We start from the raw sequence: 26,817 nt of genomic DNA on the forward strand, positions 1-26,817 counted from the left end.
CCACTGAATGTATGATTACATAACAAAAAGGAGCGTTACGACGATCGTCGTAACGCTCCTTTTTTCTTAATTACTATTGAAATTTTTATTGTGTGGCCACCAAAGGATAATCATTGTCCAGTATATATCCAAAGCCTCTCACTGTCTTGATCCAAGTTGGCGAAGACGGATTCTCTTCTAACTTATCTCGTAAGTGGCTGATATGAATATCTATTGTTCGACTTGATCCAGCGGCATCGTATCCCCAGACCCCAGATAGTAATTGCTCTCTACTTAATACTTGACCACGATGCTGCATCAAATACCACAATAAACTGAATTCCTTCGGGGTCAATCCTAGATCCACTCCCTCATGAGATACCCTGAAATGTTTCAAGTCAATTGAAAGGTCATGACACTGCACAGTATGTTTGACATTTTTTTCAATCTTTTTTTTAGCTTGATTAACGGCAAATTTATCATAGACCCAAAACAGTTGTTTGAATTTGGAAATAAGTTCCGGATAAGATAGTGGTTCGACTAAATAAGCATCAACATTAATATCGTAAAATAGCTTGCACTCGTCCTTTTTCTTTGTTGGAGATAATACAATGATCGGTCCATCGATCTTGTCTCGTATCTCTTTAAGTGTATTTAGTGACGTTTTTAAATCAGTTGTAGACAAGTCCCATATAAGGCCAGATACATCATCGTCATTGACCATTTCGACAGTCTTTTCAGGCGTAGTCATATTATGAATGAACCACCCCTGACTATTACAGTAACTATTCATCTCAATGAATAGTGGTAGGTTTTTACTCAGTAATACCAACGGTCGCATCTATCCAACCTCTTTCCACTCAATAAATATATTCTTTTCCCTTTTGTGTACCACGATTATAGCTTATTAATTGTCCGGCGTAATCTTTTTTGCATCAATTTAATATTGTTATTTGATATACACCAATACATATAGAATAATTGTCCGTTCAGGCATTTTCAAACAAATTTGTTTATACATATGATATTAAAATATAAATGCAAACTTTACACAATCTTTACAAACAACAAACAAGTTTTATACATTGGCGAGTTATATTTGCATCATGTACTAAATATTGTTAGTAAGGGGTTAGTTATGAAAAAGAAAAATATCATTTCTGTGATCCTATTATTCGGTGCTTTCATCGCCGTATTAACTGGATGCAGTAACAGCAAAAGTAGTTCTAGTTCATCAGATTCCAGCGCATCAGGCAAAATTACCGCTGTTGGATCAACAGCTCTACAACCTTTAGTAGAAAAAGCTGCAAGTAACTTCCAAAAGGATAACAGCAACATCAGTATTACCGTTCAAGGCGGAGGTTCTGGTACAGGCCTTAGCCAAGTTCAAGACGGATCAGTTGCCATTGGTAACTCTGATATCTTCGCCGAATCAAAAGACGGTATCGATGCTAAGAAGCTTGTTGATCACAAAGTTGCCGTAGTTGGTATGGCTCCAGTTGTTAACAAAGAAACCGGCGTTAAGAACCTAACAATGGATCAATTGAAAAAAATCTTTACAGGCAAAATTACTAACTGGAAAGATGTTGGCGGCAAGGATCAAGAAATCACAGTTGTGAACCGTGCCGAAGGTAGTGGTACTCGTGCTACATTCGAAGACGCCGTTCTCGGTGGTGAAAAAGCCGTTAAGTCACAAGAACAAGATTCAAACGGTACTGTTCAAAAGATCGTTGAAAGTACACCAGGTGCTATTAGTTACCTAGCATTCTCATACATCAACGACAAAGTACAAGCTGTATCAATCAACGATGTTAAACCTACAGATGCAAATGTTGAAACAAACGACTGGCCTATCTGGTCATATGAACATATGTATACAAAGGGTGAAGCTAAAGATGCAACAGCTAAATTCTTGAAGTACATGGACTCAAGTGCAGTTCAAAAAGACCTTGTTGGCAAGATGGGATACATCAGTATTCATGACATGAAAGTTCAAAAAGATGCCAAAGGTACTGTTTCAAACAAATAATTCTGAGGGACTTTGACTATTAGCATTGTTGACAGTCGAAGTTCCTTTTTTCATGTCTCAATTTATAGGAGGCTAAAATGTTATGGACGAAATCCAACGTAAATTACAGCAAAATTCCAAGGCCACCAGAGAAGATCATTTAGGTAGAGCTATCTGCTATACCTGTATTGGTTTGATCATTCTGCTGGTTACCTGCATTCTTTATTTCATCGCTTCAAAGGGTATCGCAACCTTTACTAAAGATCATGTTAATGTCTGGCAATTTCTCACCACTTCAAATTGGGAACCGGGCAGTACCGACAGCAAAGGCCGACCTTTAGTCGGTGCACTACCAATGATCGTAACTTCCTTTAGCGTGACATTACTGTCCGCATTAGTAGCAACCCCCTTTGCTCTCGGTGTGGCTATCTTCATGACAGAGATATCAGCTAAACGTGGTGCTAAAATATTACAACCAGTTATTGAATTACTAGTCGGAATTCCATCAGTCGTCTATGGATTCATCGGATTATCACTGATTGTTCCCTTCATCAGACACATTTTTGGCGGTACAGGCTTCGGTATCCTGTCAGGTACCTTAGTTCTATTCGTCATGGTTTTACCGACGATCACTTCACTAACTGTCGACAGTTTAAAGGCTGTGCCAATGCATTATCGCCAAGCATCTCTAGCCTTAGGCGCTACTCGCTGGCAAACTATTTACAAAGTTATCTTACGTTCAGCAACACCTGGTATCTTAACTGCCATCATCTTCGGTATGGCACGTGCTTTCGGTGAAGCTTTGGCGGTACAAATGGTTATCGGTAATGCCATCCTAATGCCAAAAAATCTAGTCTCACCAGCTTCTACTTTGACTAGTAAATTAACTACCGATATTGGTAATACTGTCATGGGAACTCTTCCAAACGATGCACTTTGGTCGTTAGCTTTGATTCTCTTACTAATGTCACTGTTCTTTAACATGTTAGTAAGATTCATCGGAAAGAGAGGTAATATCAACAATGCATCCTAAACGTACAGATAAAATTGCCACAGGAATTATTTATACCGTTGTTGTTGCTGTGGTCTCAATCTTAGTATTTTTGATTGGTTACATTTTGATCAATGGTGTTCCTGACATCAGCTGGCACTTTTTGACATCACAAGCCCAGTCCTTCAGTGCTGGCGGTGGTATTCGAGATCAATTATTCAATTCCATTTATCTATTAGTACTAACGCTTATCATCTCATTTCCAATTGCGATGGGAGCTGGTATCTATCTAGCTGAATACGCCAAAGATAATTGGATCACTGATATTATCCGTACTTCAATCGAAGTTTTGAGTTCTCTTCCTTCAGTTGTTGTCGGATTGTTCGGTTACTTATTACTAGTAAATCAATTAAATATGGGCTTCTCCATCCTATCCGGTGCCATTGCTCTAACATTTTTCAACTTACCATTACTTACACGTAATATTGAAGAATCATTAAATAGTGTTCCTAGTTTACAAAAGGAAGCCGGTATTTCACTCGGGTTATCTGACTGGAAAACCATCACTAAGATCATCGTTCCGGAAGCATTGCCTGGCATCTTAACTGGGGTGATCCTCAGTTCTGGACGTGTCTTCGGTGAAGCTGCTGCTTTGATCTATACTGCTGGTCAAAGTGCTCCTTCTGTTTCTTATTCAAACTGGAATATCTTTGACCCTAGCAGTTTCTTAAATCCAATGCGACCAGCTGAAACCTTAGCCGTTCACATCTGGAAAGTTAATACCGAAGCTGTAACACCTGATGCCCATGCAATCTCGAGCGGTTCTTCTGCTGTATTGATCATCGTCATCTTAATATTCAACTTGGGTGCCAGATATATCGGTAACCACATTTACAAAAAAATGACTGCAGCAAAGTGAGGTATTATTTTGAAAACATATGACTTTAACGATAAATATATTATTGATTTAAAATCAGAAATGGCAATTGAAACTGACAATATCCAAGTTTCTTATGGTAAGAACCAAGCTATTTTTGATACTAGTTTAAAATTTCCTAGATTCAAAATAATTTCACTAATTGGTGCATCTGGTTCGGGTAAATCAACCTATCTCAGATGCCTAAATCGAATGAACGATAAAATTGCCACGGTCAACGGAAAAATCATGTATCGAAACGTTGATATCAACGATCCCAAAACTAATGTGTATGAAGTTAGAAAGCACATCGGTATGGTCTTCCAACGTCCGAATCCATTCGCAAAATCTATTCGTGAGGATATTCAATTTGCTCTCAAGGAAAATGGTATTCACGATAAGAACGAACTAGAAGAGAGACTTGAAATGAGTCTGCAAGATGCAGCACTGTGGGAAGAAGTAAAGGACGAGTTAGATACAAGTGCCTTGGCTCTATCAGGTGGTCAGCAACAACGACTCTGTATTGCAAGATCGATCGCTATGAAACCAGATATCCTTCTTCTGGATGAGCCTGCCAGCGCGCTTGATCCCATCTCTACTTCAAAGATTGAAGATACTGTCCAATTGTTGAGTAAAAATCTAACTGTTATAATCGTGACTCACAATATGCAACAAGCATCCCGAATCAGCGATTACACAGCTTTCTTCCACATGGGACATATTATCGAATACAACGAAACTCGTAAAATATTTACTAAGCCAAAAATCAAAGCCACCGATGATTACATTTCTGGTGATTTTGGGTAAAACAAAAGCGTGTGATCTTTCATCACACGCTTTTTTAGCGCCGCAAAACTAAACGGTATTCATCATCATTTTTTGTTTCTTTAATATGATACTTATTTGCAATTATGCGACGTAAATTATCTAATTGTTTAGTGTCAGAGCTTCTAAACAGCTTAGCAATTTTAGTCAGGACATTCGGCTTAGCTTCAACATCTTTAGTTGAATACAATACTGAACGACAGATTTCATAAGCTTCGCCAATGACATAAATATTATTTTGACGAGAATATACCATTTGAAATAATTCTGTTTGATCTGAGACTTTCATAATCTAACCACTCCTAGTGATTTCATTATGACATATTGTCGTCTCATCAGGTACTATATTTTAAAGGTTATCGCCCTTAGCACGCAACAACTCACCAAGTGATGGTTGATCTTTTGGATCGATGTGATATTGAGCAGAATATTGATCAACTGCATCTTGACCATACAATTTTGCATCAAGCGGCATGAAGGCTGTAGCAATTGGATCTTCTTGTTTGATCACTGCGTTAACGACGATTGGCTTCTTATTACCTGAATCTTGTAGTTTCTTGATTTGCGCAAAGACATCGTTAGCTTCTTTAATATTAGTAACAGTAAATCCAATACCACCGAGTCCTTCAGCAACTTTGGCCCAGTCGGCACCGGTTAGATCAACACCGTACAAATGTTGTTTAGTAGCAACTTGTTCATAATAAATGAATCCAAGTCTTTCGTTAGATAGCACCACGTTAACAACTGGTAATCCATAGCGTGCTTCGGTAATGATGTCTGGGGCAACCATTGAGAAACCACCATCTCCTGAGATAGTCCAAGCTTGACCTTCAGGAACACTCAAGGCCCCAGCAATTCCGGCTGGAAGTCCAAAGCCCATTGTGGCAAACAAGCCAGATAGTGCAAAGCGTTGATTCTTGTTCATTGGTAAGCCACGAACACCAAATTCTGAGACATTACCTGTATCAACACCGTAAGTATCATTTGGACCAGCCATTTCAGCAATCTTAGCAGTAATTGTTTCTGGATTCAGACCATCACTATCATCATTAGCACGTGCTTCTAGCCATCTGTCCCAATTAGCTTTGTTAGTTTGGTTGGCCTTTAGCCAGTCACCTGCGGGCAAACTCTCACCAGTATCGATCAAGGCTTTCAGATAACTTTCAGCATCAGAAATAACTGCATAATCAACATCTACTGTCTTACCAATGTCATAAGGATTATTGTTGACTTCAATGATCTTCAAGTTCTTTGGCCAGAAACCGGCAAATGGGAACTCCGAACCTAAGAAGAGGATCAGATCAGCGTGTTGCAAAGCTTCAAAACCAGACTTACTTCCTAAACGTCCAAAAGTACCAATGAAATTAGGATGATCAGTGCTAATAACACCAGTTGCTGGAACGGTATTCATAATTGGTAAATTAAATTGTTCTGAGAACTTAGTTAATGTCTCACGAGCACCCAACAAACCACGACCAGCATATACTAAGGGATGTTTAGCTTCCTTTAACATCTTCAATGTATTAGAGACATCTTCAGGATTAATTGTCTGCGAGAAATCATTTTCGACTACTTTTGGTGTCTTTGGTGATTCATAGTCAATTTCTGCAGCCGTTAAATCTTCCGGCAATGTAACTACAGCAACACCCTTTTGACGATATGCTTCACGAATGGCTTGATTGATAACGTAAGGAATTTGTTCAGCTGTTGTGACTGTACGATTGTAAACTGCAACATCAGCGAACATTGGAGTCTCGTCCATTTCTTGGAAGTAATTAGTATTCATGGTAGTTTGTGGTACTTGACCAACTAGGGCTAGTACCGGAACATGATCCATCTTGGCATCATATAAACCATTGAATAAATGAGTTGCACCAGGACCGGCTGAACCGAAGGCTACACCGATCTTACCTGTAAACTTGGCATCGGCTGAGGCAGCAATCGCACCAACCTCCTCATGACGCACTTGGATATACTTGATCTTATCTTTTTCAAGGTACAGTCCCTCAACCGTATGATTGATTGAACCACCAGGAATGCCGTATACATGATCGACACCCCACTCTTCAAGAACTTTTACTAGTGCTTGTCCAGCTATCATTTTTGTCATAATAAAAACTTCCTTCTATTTTAAACATTTTTATTCTGAAAACGAATTCACGTTCATTCTTGCAATAATAGAAAAAATTGTCAAAGAATCTTTCTCGTGAATAATTTATTTAATAGCATTAATTATTAAATTTAATGAATATTTCTCTTTAATTTGAAAATCATTTTTCTGGATATATGTTTAAACATGTACTAAGATTGACAAAAATAATGAATGGTGGTGCTTACTCATGCAAGTATTTCAGAAGAAAGACATTAACGAACTACTAAGCCACACATCCCCCTTGAAACGAACATTGCATACTTGGGATTTGACCTTTCTTGGCATTGGGGCAATTATCGGAACAGGTATCTTTGTTTTAACCGGCAAGGGGGCTTTGACAACTGGACCTTCATTAGCGGTGTCATTTTTAATCGCTGCGATCTGCTGTGGTTTCGCTGGATTATGCTACGCAGAATTTGCTTCAATGGCTCCTGTAGCTGGTTCAGCTTATACTTATTCCTACATTTCCTTTGGCGAAATAATTGCCTTCATCATTGGCTGGGATTTGATCCTTGAATATGCACTAGGTGCAGCAACTGTCTCTGCTGGTTGGTCCGGCTACTTTGTAAATTTAATGGGTAATTTAGGGATCCATATTCCTAAAATTTTGACGGCTGCAGCGGGAACAACTCCCGGCGTAACAACTTACTTTAATCTTCCCGCATTTTTAATTATCTTGTTGATCACTTATATTTTGGCTCAAGGGATCAATACTACTAAACGTGTCAATGACACGATGGTTATTATTAAACTAGCTGTAATTATTTTGTTTATTGCTTGTACTATTTGGTTCGTCAAACCTCAAAACTGGAAGCCATTTACACCTTATGGTATTTATTCATTCCACAACGGCACGGCTTCTGGTGTTATTCCTGCTGCATCGATTGTTTTCTTCTCTTTTATTGGCTTTGACTCTGTCTCCTCTAGCGCTGAAGAAACAATTAATCCAAGCAAAACTTTACCTAGAGGTATTATGTTGTCACTGGGAATTTCTACGATTTTGTACATTGCTATGACATTGATCATGACTGGTGTTGTTAAATATACTATTTTCGCTAAATTTCTCGATGCTCCTATCTTGGCAGTTTTGAAAGCAACTGGTCAAACTTGGTTGAGTATTATCGTCAGTATTGGTGCTATCCTTGGTATGACAACTGTTATCCTAGTTCAATTGTATGGACAATCACGTATCACTTACTCTATGTCACGTGACGGTCTGTTTCCCAAATTCTTCGGCGATGTTGATCTAAAACGTCAAACTCCATATAAAGGAACTTGGTTCTTCGGTATTATTACCGCCATAACCGCTGGCCTTATCAACTTAAATATTCTTTCAGAACTAGTAAACATTGGTACTTTAACGGCCTTCATTCTTGTTTCAGCCGGAGTTCTTTGGATGAGACATAAGCATCCGGAAATTCATCGTGGATTTCGTGCTCCCGGTGTTCCTGTTACACCGCTAATTGCCATTGCATTCTGCTTATTACTGATAGCCGGTCTAAATTGGGAAACTTGGTTGAGATTCATTATCTGGTTTACTATTGGACTAGTGATCTACTTTAACTACTCTTACAAGCATTCAAAGTTAAGAAAATAAAAACGAGCTGCAAAAATTCTACAGCTCGTTTTTTGTCAGAAATAATTTTTTTAAATGTAAAATTATTGACTAATTTATCGGATTTTTGTATTTTGAGTGCATTATAAACTTTAAAAGAATTTAATTCTCATATTTTTAGTTTTCTTTAAGGAATGAATAGTATAATTACAACGAACTAATGGGATAAATAGCATAAAAATTATTTCATTATATATTTTTAACTGTTATCTTATTTTGTAGGGTAAAACTTGATTTTATCGTGTAATAAATCAAGTAATACTTGTATACACAAAAAAAGAAGCAGGAATGATTAAAAGTGTAAACAAATTCAAATTTCACAAACTAACGATGGAATCAATAGTTCTGTAAACGCTTTTGATTGTGCTAATATGCCCTTTTTGATAAACTAATTAATTATACCTTGCTCTTCAATGAGCAATCTAATTAATCTATCGTTAAAGAGAATCATTTTTGACTGGAGGTACATAAATGCTTGGTAAAATAAGTAAGCTTATTCGAGAACGTCGTAGGTCTTTGAACTTAACAATTGAACAATTAGCTGAAAAGTCTGGTGTTTCTGAAAGTTTTATCTCACGTATCGAGAGAGGTGAGGTTGATAACGTTAGAATAAAAAAGTTGAATGATATTGCGATTGCTTTGAATATGCAACTATCAGACTTTTTTACCGATTCAAGTCTTTCAGATATTTATACATTAGATTTAATCAAATATCTATCGAACTTACCTGAAGACGAAAGAAAAAGAGTTTCAGAAGTACTGTTGAAAGTAATCAATCTATAGTTCATATTCGTTAACGATCAAACCAGCGATTTCTTCAACTGAGTATTCTTGGTTATGTCGTTTATAAAAATCTGCTAAATCTATCGTACGATTGGGAAGATTTAGTGTTAAAACATTGAAATTATGGTAATCGATCGAATTAGAACAGCGCTTATAGATTTCAAATTTTAAATCTTGTAGGATCTTTAAATTCTCTAATAGTTTTGTATTATTCATTTTTAATCCCCCTTGATTAAAGAATAGTTACAATACAATTTTAGAATAACCCACGATTTAATTTTTGAAAACGTTTTTAGCAATAAAGTTTATAAAAATAGGGTTTCTGGATTGACGTTTTGTCAAAGCCAGAAGCCCTATTTATTTTGCTAATTATTAAAAAACTGAGTTAATATCAAGAACACTATCCCACCGACAATAATTCCAATTCCAACGATGAAAAAGTTCCAAAGGCCTAAAACACCGAAAACTATCAGCAGGATTCCAATAAATGGATGGCGTAAAAGTGCCGCCCCCGTCTTCAGTAATAACCAGATTATTACTAAGATGGCTACTCCAATTGCAATCAAAAGCGGTGCTGAACTTGACGTGCTTGTTGCCATTAATGTAAGCATTTCATTCCTCCTTATGATGCTAGATTATAGCATTAGTACATGAAAGAAGTGTGAATAAGCTATTATTTTTTTATTAGAACTTTATTCAAAATATTGTACATAATAAATGACAAGTAGAACCCTGCTGCGTAACAAATCAACGTTATACCTAGGACACGCAGTGCCTCATTTTTCAAAGTCATTTGATCGATCAAATATACTAAAATACTGGCAACTAACAAGATGCCGCCTAAGCCAAGTAGATATTTATGAACATGGATAAAGAATACCTCGCTGTTAGTCGACTTATGTAGTTCTTCGTTCTTAAACTGATTAATTATTTCGGCAATGGCAGTATCTTCGTCCTTACCGAGTGACTTCTGATCAGCCACATAATCAACCATCATCGTCTTGACTTCCATCTTTTCATCCTGAGAAATATCTAAATCATGAACAAATTGATCGATTGAACCATATGATTTATACAACGGATTGATTCTCAAATGATCGATGTAGTTGATAATTGCCCAAAACGCGGCCAGCATGATGGCAAACATATATCCAACAACAAAGACAAATTCCGTCTTCGATGGATCAATAACAATATCTAAGTAGTAACAGACATAGAACAAAATCATCGAGAACATAAGAATCGCTTTGTAGCTAATTTGCTTAATAGAAAAATAATTCATTATATCCACCTCACATAAACCTTTGAACAACTTCAGATAGTAATTTAAAGTCGTGTTTCATATCATCTAACTGGCTAATTCCTTGATCTGTAATATGATAATACTTACGCTTACCACCGTGGGTCTTTTCTCCCCAATAGGCTTCAATACATTCTTGTTTTTCTAGCCGTTTTAAAGCTAAATACAAAGTTGCTTCTTGAATTTCAAACGTAGAATTTGACTTGTCAGTTATGGTTTTGGAAATTTGATAACCATAGTTATCTGCTTCCTTGAGAACAGACAAAATCAGTAAATCTATTGTCCCTTTTAACATTTCCTTATTCATTAGGTTAAATCCTCTTACGTGATTATTATTACTTATATTTTACAGAATCTAACTGCTAATTACTAATGATGCTCCAATTTAAAAATTTATTTTCTATCTTATAGATCTTCTTTAAGACTTTTGAGACCACTATTGAATCATTTAGATAAATAAACGAGATAATACTAATTATCGTCCCAATTGAGGCACCGACAAATACATCAATTGGATAATGAACCCCTACAAATATTCTGGAAAGTCCTACAATGATCGCTATTACAGGAAAAATGTATCTAATTTTACTTTTAGTGTAAATGAAAAAAATAATCATGATACTAAAGAAAACAATTGTATGATCGCTAGGAAAACTATTTCCTACACTTTTAGGAATCAATTGATTTACTGAGCTTAGAACCGCAAACGGTTGGCGATGAAAATAAATATTTCCCGCAATAAATTTGCCAACTAATTCAGACAACAAACATGATATGACACTAATCATTAACATCTGCCGAAATTTTGAATCATTTCTCTTAACAAACCAGAGACATATCATGATCAATGCTAAAATATAGACAGTGTACTTGGCTGTAAAAATCCCTACTAGATTTAATAAATCAGATTTATTAGCTAAGTTGTTAACTGATCTGAATAAATAAATATCCATCTTATTACCTCTACTTAACAATATTGAGTACTTGAAGAATAAATAATATAATAATGTACTTAATAATGCAAGGTAATATTAAAACAATTAATTTAATGAACATGGAGGAATTTATCATGAAAGCACTAGTAATACCAGCAGTTACTGATAACAGTATTAACGATATACAACCGATGAATATGAATAAGCCTCAGATGGCAGCTGACGAAATAGTTATAAAGGTACACGCATTAGGACTAAATCCAGTTGATTTCAAACTAGTTGAACATCACAACTCAGCGTGGAACTACCCTCATATTCTGGGACTAGATGCTGCAGGTGAAATCGTTGATGTTGGATCAAACAATCCTAAGAATTTCAAAATTGGTGAACGAGTATTCTTCCACAGTGATTTATCAAAAGATGGAGTTTTTGCTGAATATGCTAAGTCAAAATATAATAATGTTGCTAGAATACCTGACAAAGTCACTTATGAGGAAGCAGCCGCAATTCTATGTAGTGGACTTACAGCATATCAAGCAATTTATAGAAAATTTAGTTTGACTGGCAAAAAGAATATTCTCATTCACGCTGGTGCCGGTGGCGTCGGAACAATTGCTATTCAACTTGCCAAATTAGCTGGATTATCTGTTATCACCACTGTTTCGGAACATAAAAAAGATATTGTAAAATCACTCGGTGCCGATTTTATAATTGATTATAAAAATGAGAACGTAGACGAACAGATAAGTAAAATCACTGATGGCGCAGGTGTTGATGTTATTATCAACGACATCGGTAATCCTGAGGCGGACTTACCGAGACTAGCCTATAATGGTAATTTGATATGTATCTTGAATACACCGGATATTACACATTATAATTTGTCTGAGCACGGACAAGGTGTTGCAGCACTAAATCTTGGTGGTGTACATCAATCTGGTTATGTCAACCAACTGAACGACTTATCCGTAATGGCAGAATCATTGGCGGATCTTATTGCCGACAACAAATTAGATCCAGTAATTACAAAAATTATCGATTTTTCAGAGATTCCCGAAGGATTAACAGAATTAAGTAACCATAAAACTATCGGAAAAATTATTGCCACACTCTAAAAAAGGTCTTGCAGATTTTAAAAATCTGCAAGACCTTTTTAAATTTAAATAGAAATTATAAAGCTTTTTCTCTATCTTGAATTTGTTCGATTGCTTTTAGCAATCTAGCAATATCATCTCGATAAACTTCACCGATGTTACCAATACGGAAAGTTGGAATTTGTGAGATTTTTCCTGGATAAATTACAAATCCAGCTTCTTTTAATTCATTATAGAATTCTTGGAAATCGAAATCTTCTGTTGGATAAATAAATGAAGTGATGATTGGTGATTGCCACTTTTCATCAATCAAAACTTTGAAACCAAGGTGTTCCATACCTGATGCCAATTGTTTTTGGTTAGATTGGTATCTCTTATAACGTCTTTGGAGACCACCTTCAAGTTTTAATTCTTCAAGTGCTTGTGCAAAGGCATGAACTACGTGTGTAGGTGATGTAAAGCGCCACTTACCATTGTTCTTTTCCATTTCATTATATTGATCATATAAATCCAAGGATAAAGTTCTAGCCATACCTGCGGTACTTTCAAGTAGTGCTTTATTAGCAATTACAAATGCAAATCCAGGTACACCTTGAATACATTTGTTAGTACTACTGATCAAGTAATCGATATTTATACCATTGACATCAATTGGAATACCACCAAAACTACTCATAGCATCCACAATAGTAATAATACCTTTCTCATGAACCCAAGGAATAATATCCTCAATAGGATTTAAAATACCAGTTGTTGTTTCACAATGAATCATCGCAAAATGAGTGATTTCTGGATGTTCTTCAATTGTTGACTTAACATCAGCCAAAAGGACCGGCTTCTGTTCATCTACAACTAAGTCAACGTGATTGATGCCGTACACATCAGCCATTTGACCTATTCGTTTACCATATGCACCATTCATTGCAATGAATAACGTACCATCATCCGGAATAACTGAACTAATAACTGATTCAACACCATAAGTACCACTTCCTTGAATGGGAACAGCAGTGTATTTTGACGGATTAACATCAGCTAAAGCTAATAATGATTGACGAATTGATTGTGTGATTTCTTTGTAATCATTATCCCAAGTACAATAATCGAATTCCATTGCCTTCTTTACAGTAGCACTAGTTGTTAATGGTCCTGGTGTTAATAATAAATAATTGTTATCCATTAGTTACCTCCTCAGATGCATTCAAAGTTTCAATTACATCTGGTAATTCTGACATATTGTTAATAATTAAATCTGCACCTTCACGTTCGAAAATCTTACGAACAGCTCCGCGTTTTAGAACTTTTTCATCTTCAGTTAAACTATTGTATTCATTTTCTGATAGTCCCATCAAACTGCTACCTTCAATGATTCCAACAGTTATAACTCCAGCATTCTTACCTTCTTGAATATCAACCACCGTATCACCAATCTTAATGACACTTTGCAATTCATCAATACTGAATTGGGATAAAATTGTTTTGATCATAGCTGGTGAAGGACGGCCTTGACCAGCTACATCTTCAGAAGTTACAACTAATTCAGGAAGATATCCTAACTTAGCAGCACTTTCTCTTACAATGTTCATCATTTCCAAAGTATAACCAGTTGTAGTAGCTACTCGAATATGGTGTGCAGTTAGATATTGAAATGCTTCCAATACACCTGGTTTTAATTCTGTAGAAACTTTCAAATGATTGATCAATGATTCTTGGAAAAGTCCATAAACATTTTCTCTATCTTCTTCACTAGGATTTCGATGATAAATTTCTTTCCATTGGTCAGCAATCCTTGGCATTGCAAGGATCTTACCAATATGATCCCATTTAGCAATTCCCATATCTTGTCTGATTTCTGAATCTAAAATGTTAATTCCTGCTTTATCAAATGCTTTTTTGAATGCAATGACTGGTGCCAAACTACCATAGTCGACAGTAGTTCCTGCCCAATCAAAAATTACTGTTTTAATCATAAAATTATCCTCTCGACCTACTTAGCGATGTAAGTCTTTCTTAATTTAACCGCAATAAATTCTAATAAGATGGCAACGGCAATAATCAGATAAACGATCATCCCTACTTCGTGAAAATCAAAACTCATTCCACTGGCAACAAATAGTTGATACCCTATTCCACCAGCACCAGCAGCTGCACCCACAGCAACCGCATTGGCAAAGTTGATCTCTAAACGAATAAATGTCCATGATACTAAAGATGCAATTATCGTTGGCCAAATTGCTTGAAATACAATTACCCAAAATTTACTACCAGTAACCTTCAATGCTTCGATAGTAGATTGATCGATTTCTTCAATACTTTCTGAGTATGCTTTAGTCAGATAAGCCACACTATGGAAACTAAGTCCCAAAATAGCAGCGTTTGTCCCCAATCCGCAGACAATTGAAAAAATCAAAACCCAGATAATAGTTGGAATTGCACGTACTACAGCCATAAAAACTCTAATACTGCTACTCAACCATGCATTGGTTAAGTTTTTAGAAGCCATCACAGCTAAAAAGAAACCTACAACTGCACCAATAATTGTTGTCATAATTGCCAGTAACAAACTGATACCTAATGCTTGTAAAAGCATGACTATCCCATCAGTTCCAGCGCTTGGTTGTAAAAACATTTGATTCAATGTCATCATCAGCCCGCGAAAAGCTGAACCGATCTTAACATTAGCTGAATCCAAATGTGTCAATGTATATGCAGTAGTCAACACTAAAAAGGTAATAACTCCAATAATCATATATCTTGATAAACTAGGATTACGCAGTTTTATTTTTTTAGGTTGTGGTGACTTTGGCTTTGTAATCAGCCTTTCATCGCTATTCGAAATCATAAGATAACCTTTCTGATCTGATTCGACAATACTTCTAGCGCAATTACTACGACAATGATCGACAATACTGTCATACCCGCCGCATCAAATCGAAAACTTTTGTAGTATATATCAAAAACAAATCCGATACCTGTTCCGGTCAAGATACCAACCAACGTTGCATCTCGAACATTGTTTTCAATCATATATAAAACCCAACTAATTAAACTTGGCATAATTTGTGGTAACACAGCTTGGAAAATCACTTGAAAATAGCTGGCACCAGTTGCCTTCAAAGCCAGCATCGTTTCGCTAGCCTCATCTTCAATAATTTCCATAAAAGCACGGATCAGATATCCCACTGACATTAAAAGCAATGCTAAGAATCCCGTGAAATCACTTTGCTTAAATGAAAATAACAATATCATTGCCCAAGCAACCAATGGTATATTTCGGAAGAAAGATGCTATACCACGAACAATTGTCTGTATCAATGCATTACCGCCAGTTACCTTTGAACCTAAAATTGCGACAAAAATCGCAATGATCGATGCAACAACAGTAGAGGCAATTGCTAATAACACTGTCCCTATCAGTTTTTGCCAAATAGTTGGTAGGAAGTGTATTGAATTAGCAGTCGGTTTGAAATTGATTCCTAGCCACGAAAAGGCCTTGGGAATTGCAACAACTCCTGATAGATTATCAAATTTCAAGATCCAACTACTTAATAGATAAATACTTCCAATAAGTACGATAGTTCCTGTCTGTTTCCAATGTTTTCGAGCTAAATAATTTACAGGTGTTTGCATTAATTAAGCTCCTCAGTAACGTTTTGATCATACAATGTCTCCAATATTTCCTCAGACAAGGCATCTGATTCTTCATTAAAAACCATATTACCGTGACGAATCCCAATGATACGATCAGCATAATCTTTCGCTAAACCAATTTGATGAAGATTAGCGATACAGATAATGTTAAATTCTGTAGTTAAATCCTTCAATAATTGCATAACAGTTTGAGATGATGCTGGATCAAGTGAAGCAATCGGTTCATCACAAAGAATAACTTTTGGATGTTGAATCAATGATCTGGCAATACCAACACGTTGCTTTTGACCACCACTCAAATCCGAGCAGCGTTGTAATGCGAATTCTTCTAACCCAACTTTTTCTAACAAAGTCATGGCTTCTTGTTTCTCTTCGTTTGTGTAACGACCAAACATCCCTGCAAAAGTAGACTTGTATCCTAGGCGTCCGTGTAAAACATTTTCAATTACAGTTAAACGTTCAACAAGATTGTAGTTTTGAAATACCATTCCAATTTGTCGACGATAATTTCGTAATTGTGATTTGTTTGCTGTCCTAAGATCACCACCGTCAAGCAGAATTTGTCCGCCGTCATCCTTGATCAATTGATTCAAGCTTCGCAAAATAGTTGTCTTACCTGCACCTGAAGGTCCAATAATTGCAACAAATGTTCCTGGCTCGACGGAAAATGAAATATCTGTCAACGCCGGTTTATCTTTTTGATAGCTTTTCTCTAAATGTTTTACCTCTAGCATTGTTTGTCCCCTTATTTACCAACTAATTCGTGAGTAGGTTTGTACCAATCGTCGTTAACTGGAAGAAGTGTTGTTTTAGCACTCTTCTTTTGCCATAGAGTAGGATTCTTTGCTCCTTCTTTAGCGAACAACTTTGGATTGTCTGTTACATCTTTTGATGTGAAACGTTTTTGAATAGCTTTTTGATCTTTTTCACTTAGTGATTCTGTATTAACTACGAATGGTCCATTTTGAACTGGAAGTACAGAAATACTGATCATTTCTTTACCCTTGAAATCTGTAAATGGTGCATCAGCATCATCTTTAACCTTAAATGTTGAACCAACCTTGTCATAACTACCTTCTGATACTTTTAGGAATGGTGCTAAATCAATATCATCAAATGCGGCAACATCAGCGTCACCCTTTAGTAAGTTAACAGCTGAACCAGGATGTGAACTACCATAAAGAACTTTATCGAAGAACTTGCCACCTTCAGAAAGCTTGTCTTTATCAGCTAACTTAAAGTGTTTTTGAATTTCATCTGTTGGAACTGCAAAACCTGAAGTTGAACTTGCTGAAACGAATGAGATCTTTTCGCCTTTGATCTTATCAATATTGTATTTACCGTCTTTCATATATGAAGCGGCCTTTTCTTTTGGAACCATTAAGTATGATCTATAGCTTGCACCTTTAGTTGTTCCATCTTCACCAGATTGTAGTAAGAATGGAAGAACCTTTTTGTTTTGTGCATGTGCTTGAATATAACCATCAGCCCCCATGAATGCTAATTGAGCCTTTCCTGATGCAATTGCCTCAATGGCAACGTTATAATCTGTTGTTGTTTGGATATCTACTTCCTTACCAGTTGCTTCATGGATCTGTTTCTTCATTTCATCACGTGAAGCAGTGAAGTTCTTAGCAGATTCATTTGGATAAAATACTACTGAGATCTTACCTGAGTCTTTCTTTGCACTTGCTGAGTTTTGACTGGAGCAACCAGTTAATACACCGACAAGTAATAACATTAACCCTAAACAAACTGTTATAAATCGCCCTTTTTTCATTAAATAATAACCAACTTTCTCTTTCTTTTTTTGAACAAACCTAGCTTAACAAAGGAATGTATACGTTCTATATATTTAATGTAAAGATTGCAATGATATGTAAGAAAAAACTTTACTGAAAGTTTACAATGTAAATGTTGCATCACTGAAAGCTTATAGTTCCAATATATCTATTAGATATTTCGTATGTACTATCAATAAGAATAAATTTATATTTTCAGAGTTAGTGAAGCTTGTTTCAATGCAATTAGTTGACTTAAACCCTACTCTAACGTGTATTCTTAAACCGTACTCAAAAATTGGAGGAATTTAATTATGGCCTATAAAACAATTAATCCGTTTAATAACGAAGTCGTAAAAGAATACGACAATGCAACTGAGGAAGATATCCAAAAAACACTTACAATTGATGACAAGCTCTATCACCAATTTAAAAAACAACCTATTTCAGAACGTTCTGCAATTCTACACAAAATAGCCGATTTAATGAGAAAGAATGAAGCTGACCTTGCTAAAACAATGGTCCTTGATATGGGAAAATTGATTGGTGAAGCTAAAGGTGAAGTAGAATTATGTGCTTTGATTGCTGATTACTTTGCTGATAACGCTGAAGATCTACTTAAACCAACACCTATCAAATCAGGTGCTGGTGATGCCTGGGTAGAGAAACAATCAACTGGTACGATCATGATGGTTGAACCTTGGAACTTCCCTTACTATCAAATTATGCGTGTCTTTGCACCTAATTTTATGGTTGGTAATCCTATGATTTTAAAGCACGCTTCAAACACACCTGGCTCCGCCGTAGCATTTGAAAAAGTTGTCAATGATGCTGGAGCTCCTCAAGGTAGTTTGACTAACTTATTCCTATCATACGATCAAGTGTCAGAGATCATTGCCGACGATCGTATTCAAGGAGTGGCTTTGACTGGTTCTGAACGTGGCGGACAATCTGTTAATCGAGTTGCCGGTGAGAATTTAAAGAAATCCACAATGGAACTCGGTGGTACAGATGCCTTCATCGTCCTAAGCGACGCTGACATCGATCAAGTAATGAGCGTAGCTGCTAAGGCTAGAATCTACAATGCCGGTCAAGTATGTACTTCGTCCAAACGATTCATCGTTGCTGATAACTTATACGATGAATTCGTGGAACGCTTAACTAAGCAATTCTCAGAATTCAAACCAGGAGATCCAATGGATCCTAAGACAACTTTGGCACCAATGTCATCAGCTAGAGCTAAGGATAAATTGACTGAACAAGTGAATGAAGCTATCAAAGCCGGAGCCAAGGTTCAATATGGTAACAAACCAATTGACCTACCTGGACAATTCTTCATGCCAACGATATTAACTGACATCGATAGTAAGAATCCTGCTTACTCTAAAGAAATGTTTGGACCAGTTGCACAAGTTTATAAAGCTTCAAGTGATGACGAAGCTGTCGCAATTGCCAATGATTCCAATTATGGTCTAGGCGGTATCGTCTTCTCCGGTAGTAAGAAGCACGGTTCAGATATTGCTAAGGAAATTGAAACTGGAATGGTCTTTGTAAATACATTCATGTTCACTCTTCCAGAACTACCATTTGGTGGTGTTAAAAAATCAGGCTTCGGTCGTGAGATGAGTAATCTAGGACTTGAAGCATTCGTTAATGAAAAATTAATCGTCGCCGTTGATAAGCCAGATCTAAATAATCTAGCTGGCGGATTATTCTAAATCAAAATGGCCACTCTACATTTTTGTGGAGTGGCCATTTCTATATTCTCTTAAAATAATCTTCAATGATAAAATCAATATCATCCTGATCTTCGTAACCAAAATCACCTGTATATTCTCTAACTTCTGAAACTAAATTGACAACTCGATTAATACTCAGTTCTTTTTCCTTAAAACTTCTAAAAGGAATATTGTGATGTGCTAAATATCTCAATGCTGAAAGGCGAACGTGGTCATTCATGCATTCACGCTCAATATCGAAGAAACAGTCATCAATAAACACTTCTTCCGGATATCCGTATTGATTTTCCCAACCTGGGTTCTTGAATTCACCATTAATAAAATCATATTCTATCCGTCTCGGTATATCTGGATAGTCATTCAGCATAGCTTCATAACCCCGTAAAACCAAGTAATCATAAATATATTCATTCACTTCTCCAAAATAGATCCAACCGACTGGTTTACTAATAAATTCAGCAATGGCTTTGACAGACGAAAGCGGTGGTATGCGCCGGCAATCAATATAATTCTGAATATCTTCAGCTATCAATCCAGTTTTATCGGCTAATTCGGACAGTAATAAATTATTTTCAAATAAGATTCGTTCAATTTGAACGCTAATTTTTTCTAATTGTATTTCCATAATATTATCAAACATAATAAAAAATCTTCCTCGTAATCAAAAGTTTATAAGAATTTTCCCTACAAAACTAAATTACGAAAAAGATTTATTTTTTTACTTAAGAAATCAAAACTCCGACACTTAGGAAGATCAATATTAAGACAACAATTGTAACTAAAAGCTTCATAACAAACTTGATCCACTTATCAAAGCCAATATTTACCATTGATAGTGACACTAGGATCAAACCGGTTGGCGCAATCAATCCTATCAAGCCTTGTCCCCAGTTGTAAGCATCGATGATCAAAGCACGATCGATTCCCACTACATCGGCTAGCGGTGCCATAATAGGCATCGATAGGACGGCAAGTCCTGATGATGATTGAATAAAGAAACCTAAGATAATATAAACGAAGAATAGTACACAAATAAAGAGAATATTGTTCATGCCACTGATCTGATTACTGAAGTAGTTCATGATCGTATCACTAACGTAACTATTTTCCATTACGATACCAACTGAACGTGCCAAACCAACAGTCAGAGCAACTCCTAACAAATCACCAGCACCAGAAACAAAGCTCTCAACGAACTTTTTCTCACCTAAACCAGCGACAAATACTAAGACATAAGTTACTGCTAAGAAGACTACCGCAATCTCTGTGAAGTACCAGCCTAATTGTTGCACTCCCCAGATCATTACGACGAATCCTAAGGCAAAGACGATCAGCGAGAGCTTTTGACGAAGAGTAAAGACTTTTTCTTCAGCCATATCTTCATCTAAGAATTGTTCACGATCAGATTCCATTTGATCTGCAACTAATGAGTTAGACGGATCCTTCCGAACTTTTTCACCATAGCGAATCGTATAGATAATTGAAATTCCGACAGCAGCTACCCACATCAAGACTCTCAGCGGCATCCCATCGGTAAAAGTGATCCCAGCCGCATTCGAAGCAATTACGGTAGAGAACGGATTAATTGTGGAACTCATCGTACCAATAGCGGTTCCCAGATAAACTGTCGCAATCGCGGTCAGAGTATCGTATCCCGCTAATAAGAAGATCGGTATCAGAATTGGATAGAAGGCGATTGTTTCTTCCGCTAATCCAAAAGTTGTACCACCCAAAGCAATCAATGACATAACAATGATGATCAGCCATTTTTGCTTACCATTTAAGATTTCCGACAGACGCTTCATTCCTGCGTCCATCGCTCCGGTGGCATTAACAATTCCGATAACCCCACCTAATATAAGAATAAAGACAATAATATCAACACTGTCAACAATACCTTGAACTTGGGAGGTCAAGAACTGATTGATCGTACCAAATACGCCACGCTTTGGCTTCTTGATCCCTTCATAAGAATTAGGAATTGCTGCCGGACGGTAAATAGTACCATCCTTGAACTTAGACAACTTGATATTTATTTTGTACTTATCAAGTGTTTTCTTAGTCGCAGGTTCTTCTTTAGTTTTACCTTTAGGATTGGTAATAACAAAAGCATCGCTCTCAGAACTGTATTCTAAAGTTGAATACTTACCTGAAGGTATAAAGAATGTTAGAGCTTGAACCATGATTAAAACAATGACTATGACCGTATAGGCCGACGGAAAGGCGTGTTTTTTCTTTTTCGTAGTAGCCATGATTTAATACCCCTTTTTTAAAATTTGACTAAACCAATTTAGTCCCATTTAAGAGTATATCATAGGTCATGCAAGCCTTTACAGAGATATTGTGAATTATTTATCTTTTAAAACAACAAAGTTTCGAATAAATCTAGACTTCTTACTGGCACAAAAATTTAACGACCGCAATAACTTTTTATCAAAAATAGCTAAAATATTATTGGTAAAATGGTTATTACTAGCCAACATCTTATGCATGATGATACTATTATATTACAAAAAAATTATAGTAATGATTAGGAGAATATCTATGAAAATAACTATTCAAAAAGATTTGCTACAACTTTTATCATCTAACGTTGAACCCAAAATCAGTATCATCCTACCTATCCACCCTGAAACTCCTCAAATTGAAAACAACATCTTAACTTATAAAAACTTGCTCAAAGATGTCAAAAAGGATCTTGAATACAATTACCCACGCCGTGATTGGAACGACGTTGTTGATAAATTAGAGAACTTAACGCTTGACCGTGATCTATGGAGTTCTTCAAGTAAATCGCTATTGATCTTTGCCAACAATGAAAATCTCCAAATTAGCGAAGTTGATCATGATGTTCAACCTAAGGCACACGTTGGCAGCACCTTTTTGATCCAAGACTTATTCGTCCCTGAAATTGCCGACCGACCTCAATACATCATCAATCTTAGCCGTGATCGCATCAACGTGATCGATATAGCTAGTTTAAAGGCCATTGAATTTGCCGAAATACACAGTAATTTTTCAGATTATTATTCAGACTTCGATGCTAATTCTAACTTAAATACCGGATCATACGCTGGATTAGCAGGAGCCTATCACGGGCATCGGACGAAATCCGAAGAACAACAAAAAGACCAATTGATCTACTATCGTTACTTAGATCGCGAATTAGCTAAAATGAATAAAGAAAAAGGATTCCGTTTCATTATTTCAGGATTGCCTGAAGTGCTTGATAATTATCTCAGTAATTACGGCAACGCTAGCTATATTTATGATGTGATCCACGGGTCGATCATTAACCTATCACAAAACGAGTTATCCGAAAGAATCAATCAAATCTTTGAAGATCAAAAATTACTCAAGTCACAGGAACTAATGAAAGAATACAATCAAGCTGATCGAAAAGACAAGGTTATCAATGATGTTGACAGTATCAAACATGCGTTGAATGATGAGCGCGTTAAATCGTTGATCTCATTCAACAATGGTGATTCGTATTCCGTAGATCAAAACAAGTTAATGCTGAAGGCTGCACAAAATAAGGTACATTGTCAGGTGATCGATACTGCTGAAAGTTCTGATTTGCCAAAGATCAGTGCCATTGTTTATTAATAATGTTTGAAATTTTACTAACTACTCAAAAAAATCGTTGCTGTAAAATATAGTAACGATTTTTTTAGTGTGGTACTAATATAAAATCTTTTGGTTGACAATTATTCGGTACCGAACTATAATCATTTTTGGAATAAAAGGTTCGGTACCGAATGATATTAATTAGAAATGAGGACTTAATATGAGTAAATTAACAGATGATTTAATGAAACAGCTTCACTTCATCAGTGAAGCAAGCAATAACTATATGCATCAAAATAAACAACGGTTATCAGGACAACAACGTGTTCTGGCCATTCTTAGATTAGAGGATGGTCTAAGTCAGCGTTATTTGACTGAGGTATTAGACCTACGCCCTAGTTCCGTTGCCGAATTATTGAAGAAACTTGAAACTAGTGGCGATATCATCCGTAAAGAAGATGACAATGATAAACGAACTAAACTAGTCTATTTGACTGATGCTGGCCGTGAAAAAGCCGATAAAAATGCATCCCTCAAGGATGAAGATTACAGTGAGACCTTCTTTGCCGGACTAGATGACAACGAAAAGCAAACCTTCAGCGATAATCTCTCTAAAATAGCCAATGGCTGGGACGATGACTTCAAACAACAGGCTAACAAATTCGTTGATCCAATGGATCGCATGCAACAGATGCAAAAAGTCCATGAAACAATGATGGCCAAATTTGGTGATGACTGGCAAGATATGTCTCCTGAAGATATGCGTCATCAAATGAGAAAAGAGATGCGTAAAGCTATGAAGAACGGCGAAATGCCTGATGGTATGGGATTCATGCCCGGTATGATGATGGACCATGGTTGCCGAAATCATATGGGACATGGCGATCATCGAACACGTAATTTTAGATTTTAATTTTTAACAACTTAGAGGATATTAATAATGCGCAGTGAAGCAGTTATGAGATCAGATTTGCCACGTAATAAAGGCAATCTTAAACTCAAAGAGTTTTTACACTTGATCAATAGTGTTAACCCCAAAAAAGGTATTTTTATATTAGGTTTATTATTAAGTTTGGTCACCAGCGGTGCCAGTTTGGTTGTGCCGCAACTGACTAAAGGATTAGTAGATACTAGCCAACTGACAAAAATAGACGGCAAAATGCTGGCAGTTTTACTCTTAGCATTTGCGATCCAACTAGGATTCGGAACCATTGGCGGATTTCTGCTCCGTTACGTTGGCGAAAGTGCCGTTAAGACACTGCGCGAGAGATTGTGGAATCACCTGCTGAAACTTCCCGTCAGTTACTTCGATGATCATAAATCAGGTGAGAGTAGTTCTCGATTGGTCAATGATACCTCAGTTATCAAGGATCTAGTAACCTCGCAGTTCCCCAACTTTATTACCGGTGGAATTCAATTAGTCGGTTCGATGATAATCTTATTCTTAATGGATTGGAAAATGGCTGCCATTATGTTCAGTGCAGTGCCGATCTTTATATTGATCCTATTACCAGTGGGTAGGATTCTTTCAAAATTAGGCCGACAATTACAAGCAGCTACCGCTGACTTCAATGCTGATGCTAGTGAAAAACTATCTGAAGTACGCCTGATCAAATCCAGCAATGGTGAATCATTCGAGAAGACTACTGGCGGCAACTTTATCAATAATATCTTTAAATTAGGTGTTAAAGATGCCAAGGTTGAAGCCGTCTTGCAACCAATTATGATGACAGCCATGTTGGGAATCTTCGTTGGGATCCTCGGTTACGGAGCCGTTCGTGTTCAAGCAGGAACTATGACCAGTGGCGCTCTAGTCGCCTTCCTACTCTACTTATTCAATATCATTGCACCGGTCACTAGTTTTGCTACCTTCTTCTCACAAGTTCAAAAGGCCATGGGATCGACTGAACGTGTTCAAGAAATTTTGAATACTGAACTTGAACCGGTTGAAAGTGGCAATACAATCAATGTCGAGGGAAAAACCATTTCCGCCCACAACCTTTCCTTCAGTTATGAACCTGATCATCCAATACTGACTAATGTATCATTTGAAGCAAAACCCAATACAGTCATTGCCTTTGCTGGTCCTAGTGGGGGTGGTAAATCGACTTTATTCTCCTTACTAGAGAGATTCTATCAGCCTGATGCTGGCCAAATAACGATCGGTGATCACAATATCGATGACATCAATGTATCTAATTGGCGTTCCCAAATTGGATATGTCTCACAAGATAGTGCTGTTTTTGCTGGTAGTATTCGTGATAATCTTCAATACGGATTGGATAAAACTTTGTCAGATGCAGACTTGTGGCATGGCTTGGAACTAGCATATGCTGATAAATTCGTTCAAGAGTTCCCTGAACAATTAGATACTCAAATCGGGGAACGCGGCGTTAAATTGTCTGGTGGTCAAAAGCAAAGAATCGCAATCGCTCGGGCCTTCTTACGCGATCCTAAAATTCTAATGCTAGATGAGGCTACTGCTAGTTTGGATTCAGAATCAGAAGAAAAAGTTCAACGTGCCTTAGAACAATTAATGATTGGTCGAACTACTTTGGTCATTGCCCATCGTTTATCAACTATCGTTGGTGCAGATCAAATCTACTTCATCGAACATGGACAAGTTACCGGTCATGGAACACACGAAGAACTGATCAAGAATCACAAGTTATACGCACAGTACGTAAATGAACAAATGGTCAATTAAAAGAACCTGCCAATTTTGGCAGGTTCTTTATTTATTTAAACTAGCTATAATTTCTTTCTTGTAATTTAAAAATTCTCTCGACAACAAAAACTTGTCTATTCTTTTAAAATCACTCTTTATTTCTACACTAGCTAAGCTATTCACCTGGCTACCCTTTAGCACATAAACTCTATTGGATAATTTAATAGCTTCATCAATATCATGTGTGATAAAAAGTGTCGTCAAACCTAAGCTTCTGTGAACCTTTAAGTACCAAGATTGAATCTCTGCTTTTGTAAAGGTATCTAAAGCACTGAATGGCTCATCTAACAGGATCAAATTGTCAGAGAATAAGTACGTTCTAAGTAATGCAATGCGTTGACGCATTCCACCTGACAATTCATCCGGATATGATTTATTAACTGCTTCAAAACCAAATTCCTTCAACAATTCGTTGGCACGAATTAAAGCTTGTTTCTGATGACATCCCTTTAGAAGTAACGGCAAAGCGACATTTTGTTCAATCGTTTTATACGGCAACAGCAGATCCTTTTGAAGCATATAAGAGACATTGCCCGGTTTATTGAGAATACTCTTACCATCCAAATAAACTTCTCCCTGACTAGGAACTAAGAGACCAGCAATAATATTGAACAAAGTTGACTTACCAACACCACTGGGACCAACAATACTGACGATTTCGTTCTTTTCCACGTAAAAACTTAAATCATTTAGTATTTTTTTATACTCAAAACTCTTTGAAATATGTTCGACTACTAACTTTGGCATGCA

General features: G+C 36.7%; 28 protein-coding genes. 11 read left to right on the forward strand and 17 right to left on the reverse strand.

What is annotated here, in order from left to right:
* Window positions 1-85: 85 nt before the first annotated feature.
* Window positions 86-820, reverse strand: coding sequence for a winged helix-turn-helix transcriptional regulator (locus U8519_RS04260; RefSeq protein WP_334329089.1), 735 nt, complete (start codon window positions 818-820; stop codon window positions 86-88).
* A gap of 297 nt (window positions 821-1,117) precedes the next feature.
* On the opposite strand from U8519_RS04260, the gene U8519_RS04265 reads away from it, so the two are divergent.
* The 4 genes from U8519_RS04265 (at window position 1,118) to pstB (ending at window position 4,701) form a co-directional block, all read left to right on the forward strand.
* Window positions 1,118-2,008 carry a phosphate ABC transporter substrate-binding protein gene (locus tag U8519_RS04265; RefSeq protein WP_334329090.1) on the forward strand — a complete coding sequence of 297 codons (891 nt, stop codon included), beginning with the start codon at window positions 1,118-1,120 and terminating at the stop codon, window positions 2,006-2,008.
* A gap of 82 nt (window positions 2,009-2,090) precedes the next feature.
* Window positions 2,091-3,020: a phosphate ABC transporter permease subunit PstC gene (pstC, locus tag U8519_RS04270; RefSeq protein WP_334329091.1), complete on the forward strand. Its 930-nt coding sequence runs from the start codon at window positions 2,091-2,093 to the stop codon at window positions 3,018-3,020.
* A complete protein-coding gene (gene pstA, locus U8519_RS04275) occupies window positions 3,010-3,897 on the forward strand; it encodes a phosphate ABC transporter permease PstA (RefSeq protein WP_334329092.1) in 888 nt (295 codons plus the stop codon). Before pstC ends, pstA begins: the two co-directional genes overlap by 11 nt.
* 60 nt (window positions 3,898-3,957) lie before the next feature.
* Window positions 3,958-4,701 (forward strand): phosphate ABC transporter ATP-binding protein PstB, encoded by a 744-nt coding sequence (gene pstB / locus U8519_RS04280; RefSeq protein WP_334329504.1) that lies wholly within the window; start codon window positions 3,958-3,960, stop codon window positions 4,699-4,701.
* Between the two features lie 34 nt (window positions 4,702-4,735).
* On the opposite strand, the gene U8519_RS04285 is transcribed toward pstB, so the two are convergent.
* Window positions 4,736-5,008 (reverse strand): hypothetical protein, encoded by a 273-nt coding sequence (locus tag U8519_RS04285; RefSeq protein ID WP_334329093.1) that lies wholly within the window; start codon window positions 5,006-5,008, stop codon window positions 4,736-4,738.
* A 60-nt stretch (window positions 5,009-5,068) separates the two neighbouring features.
* Window positions 5,069-6,829 (reverse strand): thiamine pyrophosphate-binding protein, encoded by a 1,761-nt coding sequence (locus tag U8519_RS04290; protein WP_334329094.1) that lies wholly within the window; start codon window positions 6,827-6,829, stop codon window positions 5,069-5,071.
* Between the two features lie 229 nt (window positions 6,830-7,058).
* Between U8519_RS04290 and U8519_RS04295 the strand changes: the two genes are divergently transcribed.
* Entirely contained in the window at window positions 7,059-8,468 is a 1,410-nt protein-coding gene (locus U8519_RS04295; RefSeq protein WP_334329095.1) for an amino acid permease, read from the forward strand.
* A 489-nt stretch (window positions 8,469-8,957) separates the two neighbouring features.
* The gene (locus tag U8519_RS04300) at window positions 8,958-9,269 is read left to right on the forward strand and encodes a helix-turn-helix domain-containing protein (RefSeq protein WP_334329096.1); all 312 of its coding nucleotides are present in this window, start codon (window positions 8,958-8,960) and stop codon (window positions 9,267-9,269) included.
* On the opposite strand, the gene U8519_RS04305 is transcribed toward U8519_RS04300, so the two are convergent.
* The 5 genes from U8519_RS04305 to U8519_RS11925 all read right to left on the reverse strand — a co-directional run bounded on the left by U8519_RS04305 (window position 9,264) and on the right by U8519_RS11925 (window position 11,522).
* Window positions 9,264-9,485: a hypothetical protein gene (locus tag U8519_RS04305; RefSeq protein WP_334329097.1), complete on the reverse strand. Its 222-nt coding sequence runs from the start codon at window positions 9,483-9,485 to the stop codon at window positions 9,264-9,266. The genes U8519_RS04300 and U8519_RS04305 overlap by 6 nt on opposite strands.
* Before the next feature lie 149 nt (window positions 9,486-9,634).
* The gene (locus U8519_RS04310; protein WP_334329098.1) at window positions 9,635-9,880 is read right to left on the reverse strand and encodes a hypothetical protein; all 246 of its coding nucleotides are present in this window, start codon (window positions 9,878-9,880) and stop codon (window positions 9,635-9,637) included.
* Window positions 9,881-9,942: 62 nt separating this feature from the next.
* Complete coding sequence (locus tag U8519_RS04315; protein WP_334329099.1) at window positions 9,943-10,551, reverse strand: hypothetical protein; 609 nt, start codon at window positions 10,549-10,551, stop codon at window positions 9,943-9,945.
* A 10-nt stretch (window positions 10,552-10,561) separates the two neighbouring features.
* A complete protein-coding gene (locus tag U8519_RS04320; protein WP_334329100.1) occupies window positions 10,562-10,876 on the reverse strand; it encodes a PadR family transcriptional regulator in 315 nt (104 codons plus the stop codon).
* Window positions 10,877-10,931: 55 nt separating this feature from the next.
* Complete coding sequence (locus tag U8519_RS11925) at window positions 10,932-11,522, reverse strand: phosphatase PAP2 family protein (RefSeq protein WP_442892120.1); 591 nt, start codon at window positions 11,520-11,522, stop codon at window positions 10,932-10,934.
* A gap of 116 nt (window positions 11,523-11,638) precedes the next feature.
* Here U8519_RS11925 and U8519_RS04325 point away from each other — a divergent pair, with 116 nt between their 5' ends.
* Window positions 11,639-12,619, forward strand: coding sequence for a zinc-binding dehydrogenase (locus U8519_RS04325; protein WP_334329101.1), 981 nt, complete (start codon window positions 11,639-11,641; stop codon window positions 12,617-12,619).
* A gap of 55 nt (window positions 12,620-12,674) precedes the next feature.
* Here the strand turns inward: U8519_RS04325 and phnW are convergent, their stop codons facing one another.
* From phnW to U8519_RS04355, 6 genes are read right to left on the reverse strand one after another with little or no spacing between them, the layout of a single operon-like run.
* Complete coding sequence (phnW, locus tag U8519_RS04330) at window positions 12,675-13,778, reverse strand: 2-aminoethylphosphonate--pyruvate transaminase (protein WP_334329102.1); 1,104 nt, start codon at window positions 13,776-13,778, stop codon at window positions 12,675-12,677.
* Entirely contained in the window at window positions 13,771-14,568 is a 798-nt protein-coding gene (phnX, locus tag U8519_RS04335) for a phosphonoacetaldehyde hydrolase (protein ID WP_334329103.1), read from the reverse strand. The genes phnW and phnX overlap by 8 nt, the downstream gene beginning before the upstream one ends.
* Window positions 14,569-14,585: 17 nt before the next feature.
* On the reverse strand, window positions 14,586-15,440 hold the full coding sequence (locus U8519_RS04340) for a PhnE/PtxC family ABC transporter permease (RefSeq protein WP_334329104.1): 855 nt from the start codon (window positions 15,438-15,440) through the stop codon (window positions 14,586-14,588).
* Window positions 15,437-16,228, reverse strand: a complete 792-nt coding sequence (locus U8519_RS04345; protein ID WP_334329105.1) for a phosphate/phosphonate ABC transporter permease — start codon at window positions 16,226-16,228, stop codon at window positions 15,437-15,439. Before U8519_RS04345 ends, U8519_RS04340 begins: the two co-directional genes overlap by 4 nt.
* Window positions 16,228-16,983 (reverse strand): phosphonate ABC transporter ATP-binding protein, encoded by a 756-nt coding sequence (phnC, locus tag U8519_RS04350; protein WP_334329106.1) that lies wholly within the window; start codon window positions 16,981-16,983, stop codon window positions 16,228-16,230. Before phnC ends, U8519_RS04345 begins: the two co-directional genes overlap by 1 nt.
* A gap of 11 nt (window positions 16,984-16,994) precedes the next feature.
* Window positions 16,995-18,029, reverse strand: coding sequence for a phosphate/phosphite/phosphonate ABC transporter substrate-binding protein (locus tag U8519_RS04355; RefSeq protein WP_334329107.1), 1,035 nt, complete (start codon window positions 18,027-18,029; stop codon window positions 16,995-16,997).
* 315 nt (window positions 18,030-18,344) lie between these two features.
* Here U8519_RS04355 and U8519_RS04360 point away from each other — a divergent pair, with 315 nt between their 5' ends.
* Window positions 18,345-19,748 carry an NAD-dependent succinate-semialdehyde dehydrogenase gene (locus U8519_RS04360; protein ID WP_334329108.1) on the forward strand — a complete coding sequence of 468 codons (1,404 nt, stop codon included), beginning with the start codon at window positions 18,345-18,347 and terminating at the stop codon, window positions 19,746-19,748.
* A 40-nt stretch (window positions 19,749-19,788) separates the two neighbouring features.
* On the opposite strand, the gene U8519_RS04365 is transcribed toward U8519_RS04360, so the two are convergent.
* Both U8519_RS04365 and U8519_RS04370 read right to left on the reverse strand, forming a co-directional pair.
* Window positions 19,789-20,409 (reverse strand): hypothetical protein, encoded by a 621-nt coding sequence (locus tag U8519_RS04365; protein WP_334329109.1) that lies wholly within the window; start codon window positions 20,407-20,409, stop codon window positions 19,789-19,791.
* An 82-nt stretch (window positions 20,410-20,491) separates the two neighbouring features.
* Window positions 20,492-22,021, reverse strand: coding sequence for a YfcC family protein (locus tag U8519_RS04370; protein ID WP_334329110.1), 1,530 nt, complete (start codon window positions 22,019-22,021; stop codon window positions 20,492-20,494).
* A gap of 292 nt (window positions 22,022-22,313) precedes the next feature.
* Between U8519_RS04370 and U8519_RS04375 the strand changes: the two genes are divergently transcribed.
* The 3 genes from U8519_RS04375 (at window position 22,314) to U8519_RS04385 (ending at window position 26,046) form a co-directional block, all read left to right on the forward strand.
* Window positions 22,314-23,378 carry a baeRF8 domain-containing protein gene (locus tag U8519_RS04375; RefSeq protein WP_334329111.1) on the forward strand — a complete coding sequence of 355 codons (1,065 nt, stop codon included), beginning with the start codon at window positions 22,314-22,316 and terminating at the stop codon, window positions 23,376-23,378.
* Between the two features lie 181 nt (window positions 23,379-23,559).
* Complete coding sequence (locus tag U8519_RS04380; protein ID WP_334329112.1) at window positions 23,560-24,252, forward strand: MarR family winged helix-turn-helix transcriptional regulator; 693 nt, start codon at window positions 23,560-23,562, stop codon at window positions 24,250-24,252.
* Window positions 24,253-24,279: 27 nt separating this feature from the next.
* Window positions 24,280-26,046, forward strand: a complete 1,767-nt coding sequence (locus tag U8519_RS04385; protein ID WP_334329113.1) for an ABC transporter ATP-binding protein — start codon at window positions 24,280-24,282, stop codon at window positions 26,044-26,046.
* Window positions 26,047-26,073: 27 nt separating this feature from the next.
* Here U8519_RS04385 and U8519_RS04390 read toward each other — a convergent pair whose 3' ends face one another.
* Window positions 26,074-26,814, reverse strand: coding sequence for an ABC transporter ATP-binding protein (locus U8519_RS04390; protein WP_334329114.1), 741 nt, complete (start codon window positions 26,812-26,814; stop codon window positions 26,074-26,076).
* Window positions 26,815-26,817 lie beyond the last annotated feature (3 nt).

The organism is Companilactobacillus sp. HBUAS59699 (genome assembly GCF_036913575.1).
Classification (GTDB): domain Bacteria; phylum Bacillota; class Bacilli; order Lactobacillales; family Lactobacillaceae; genus Companilactobacillus.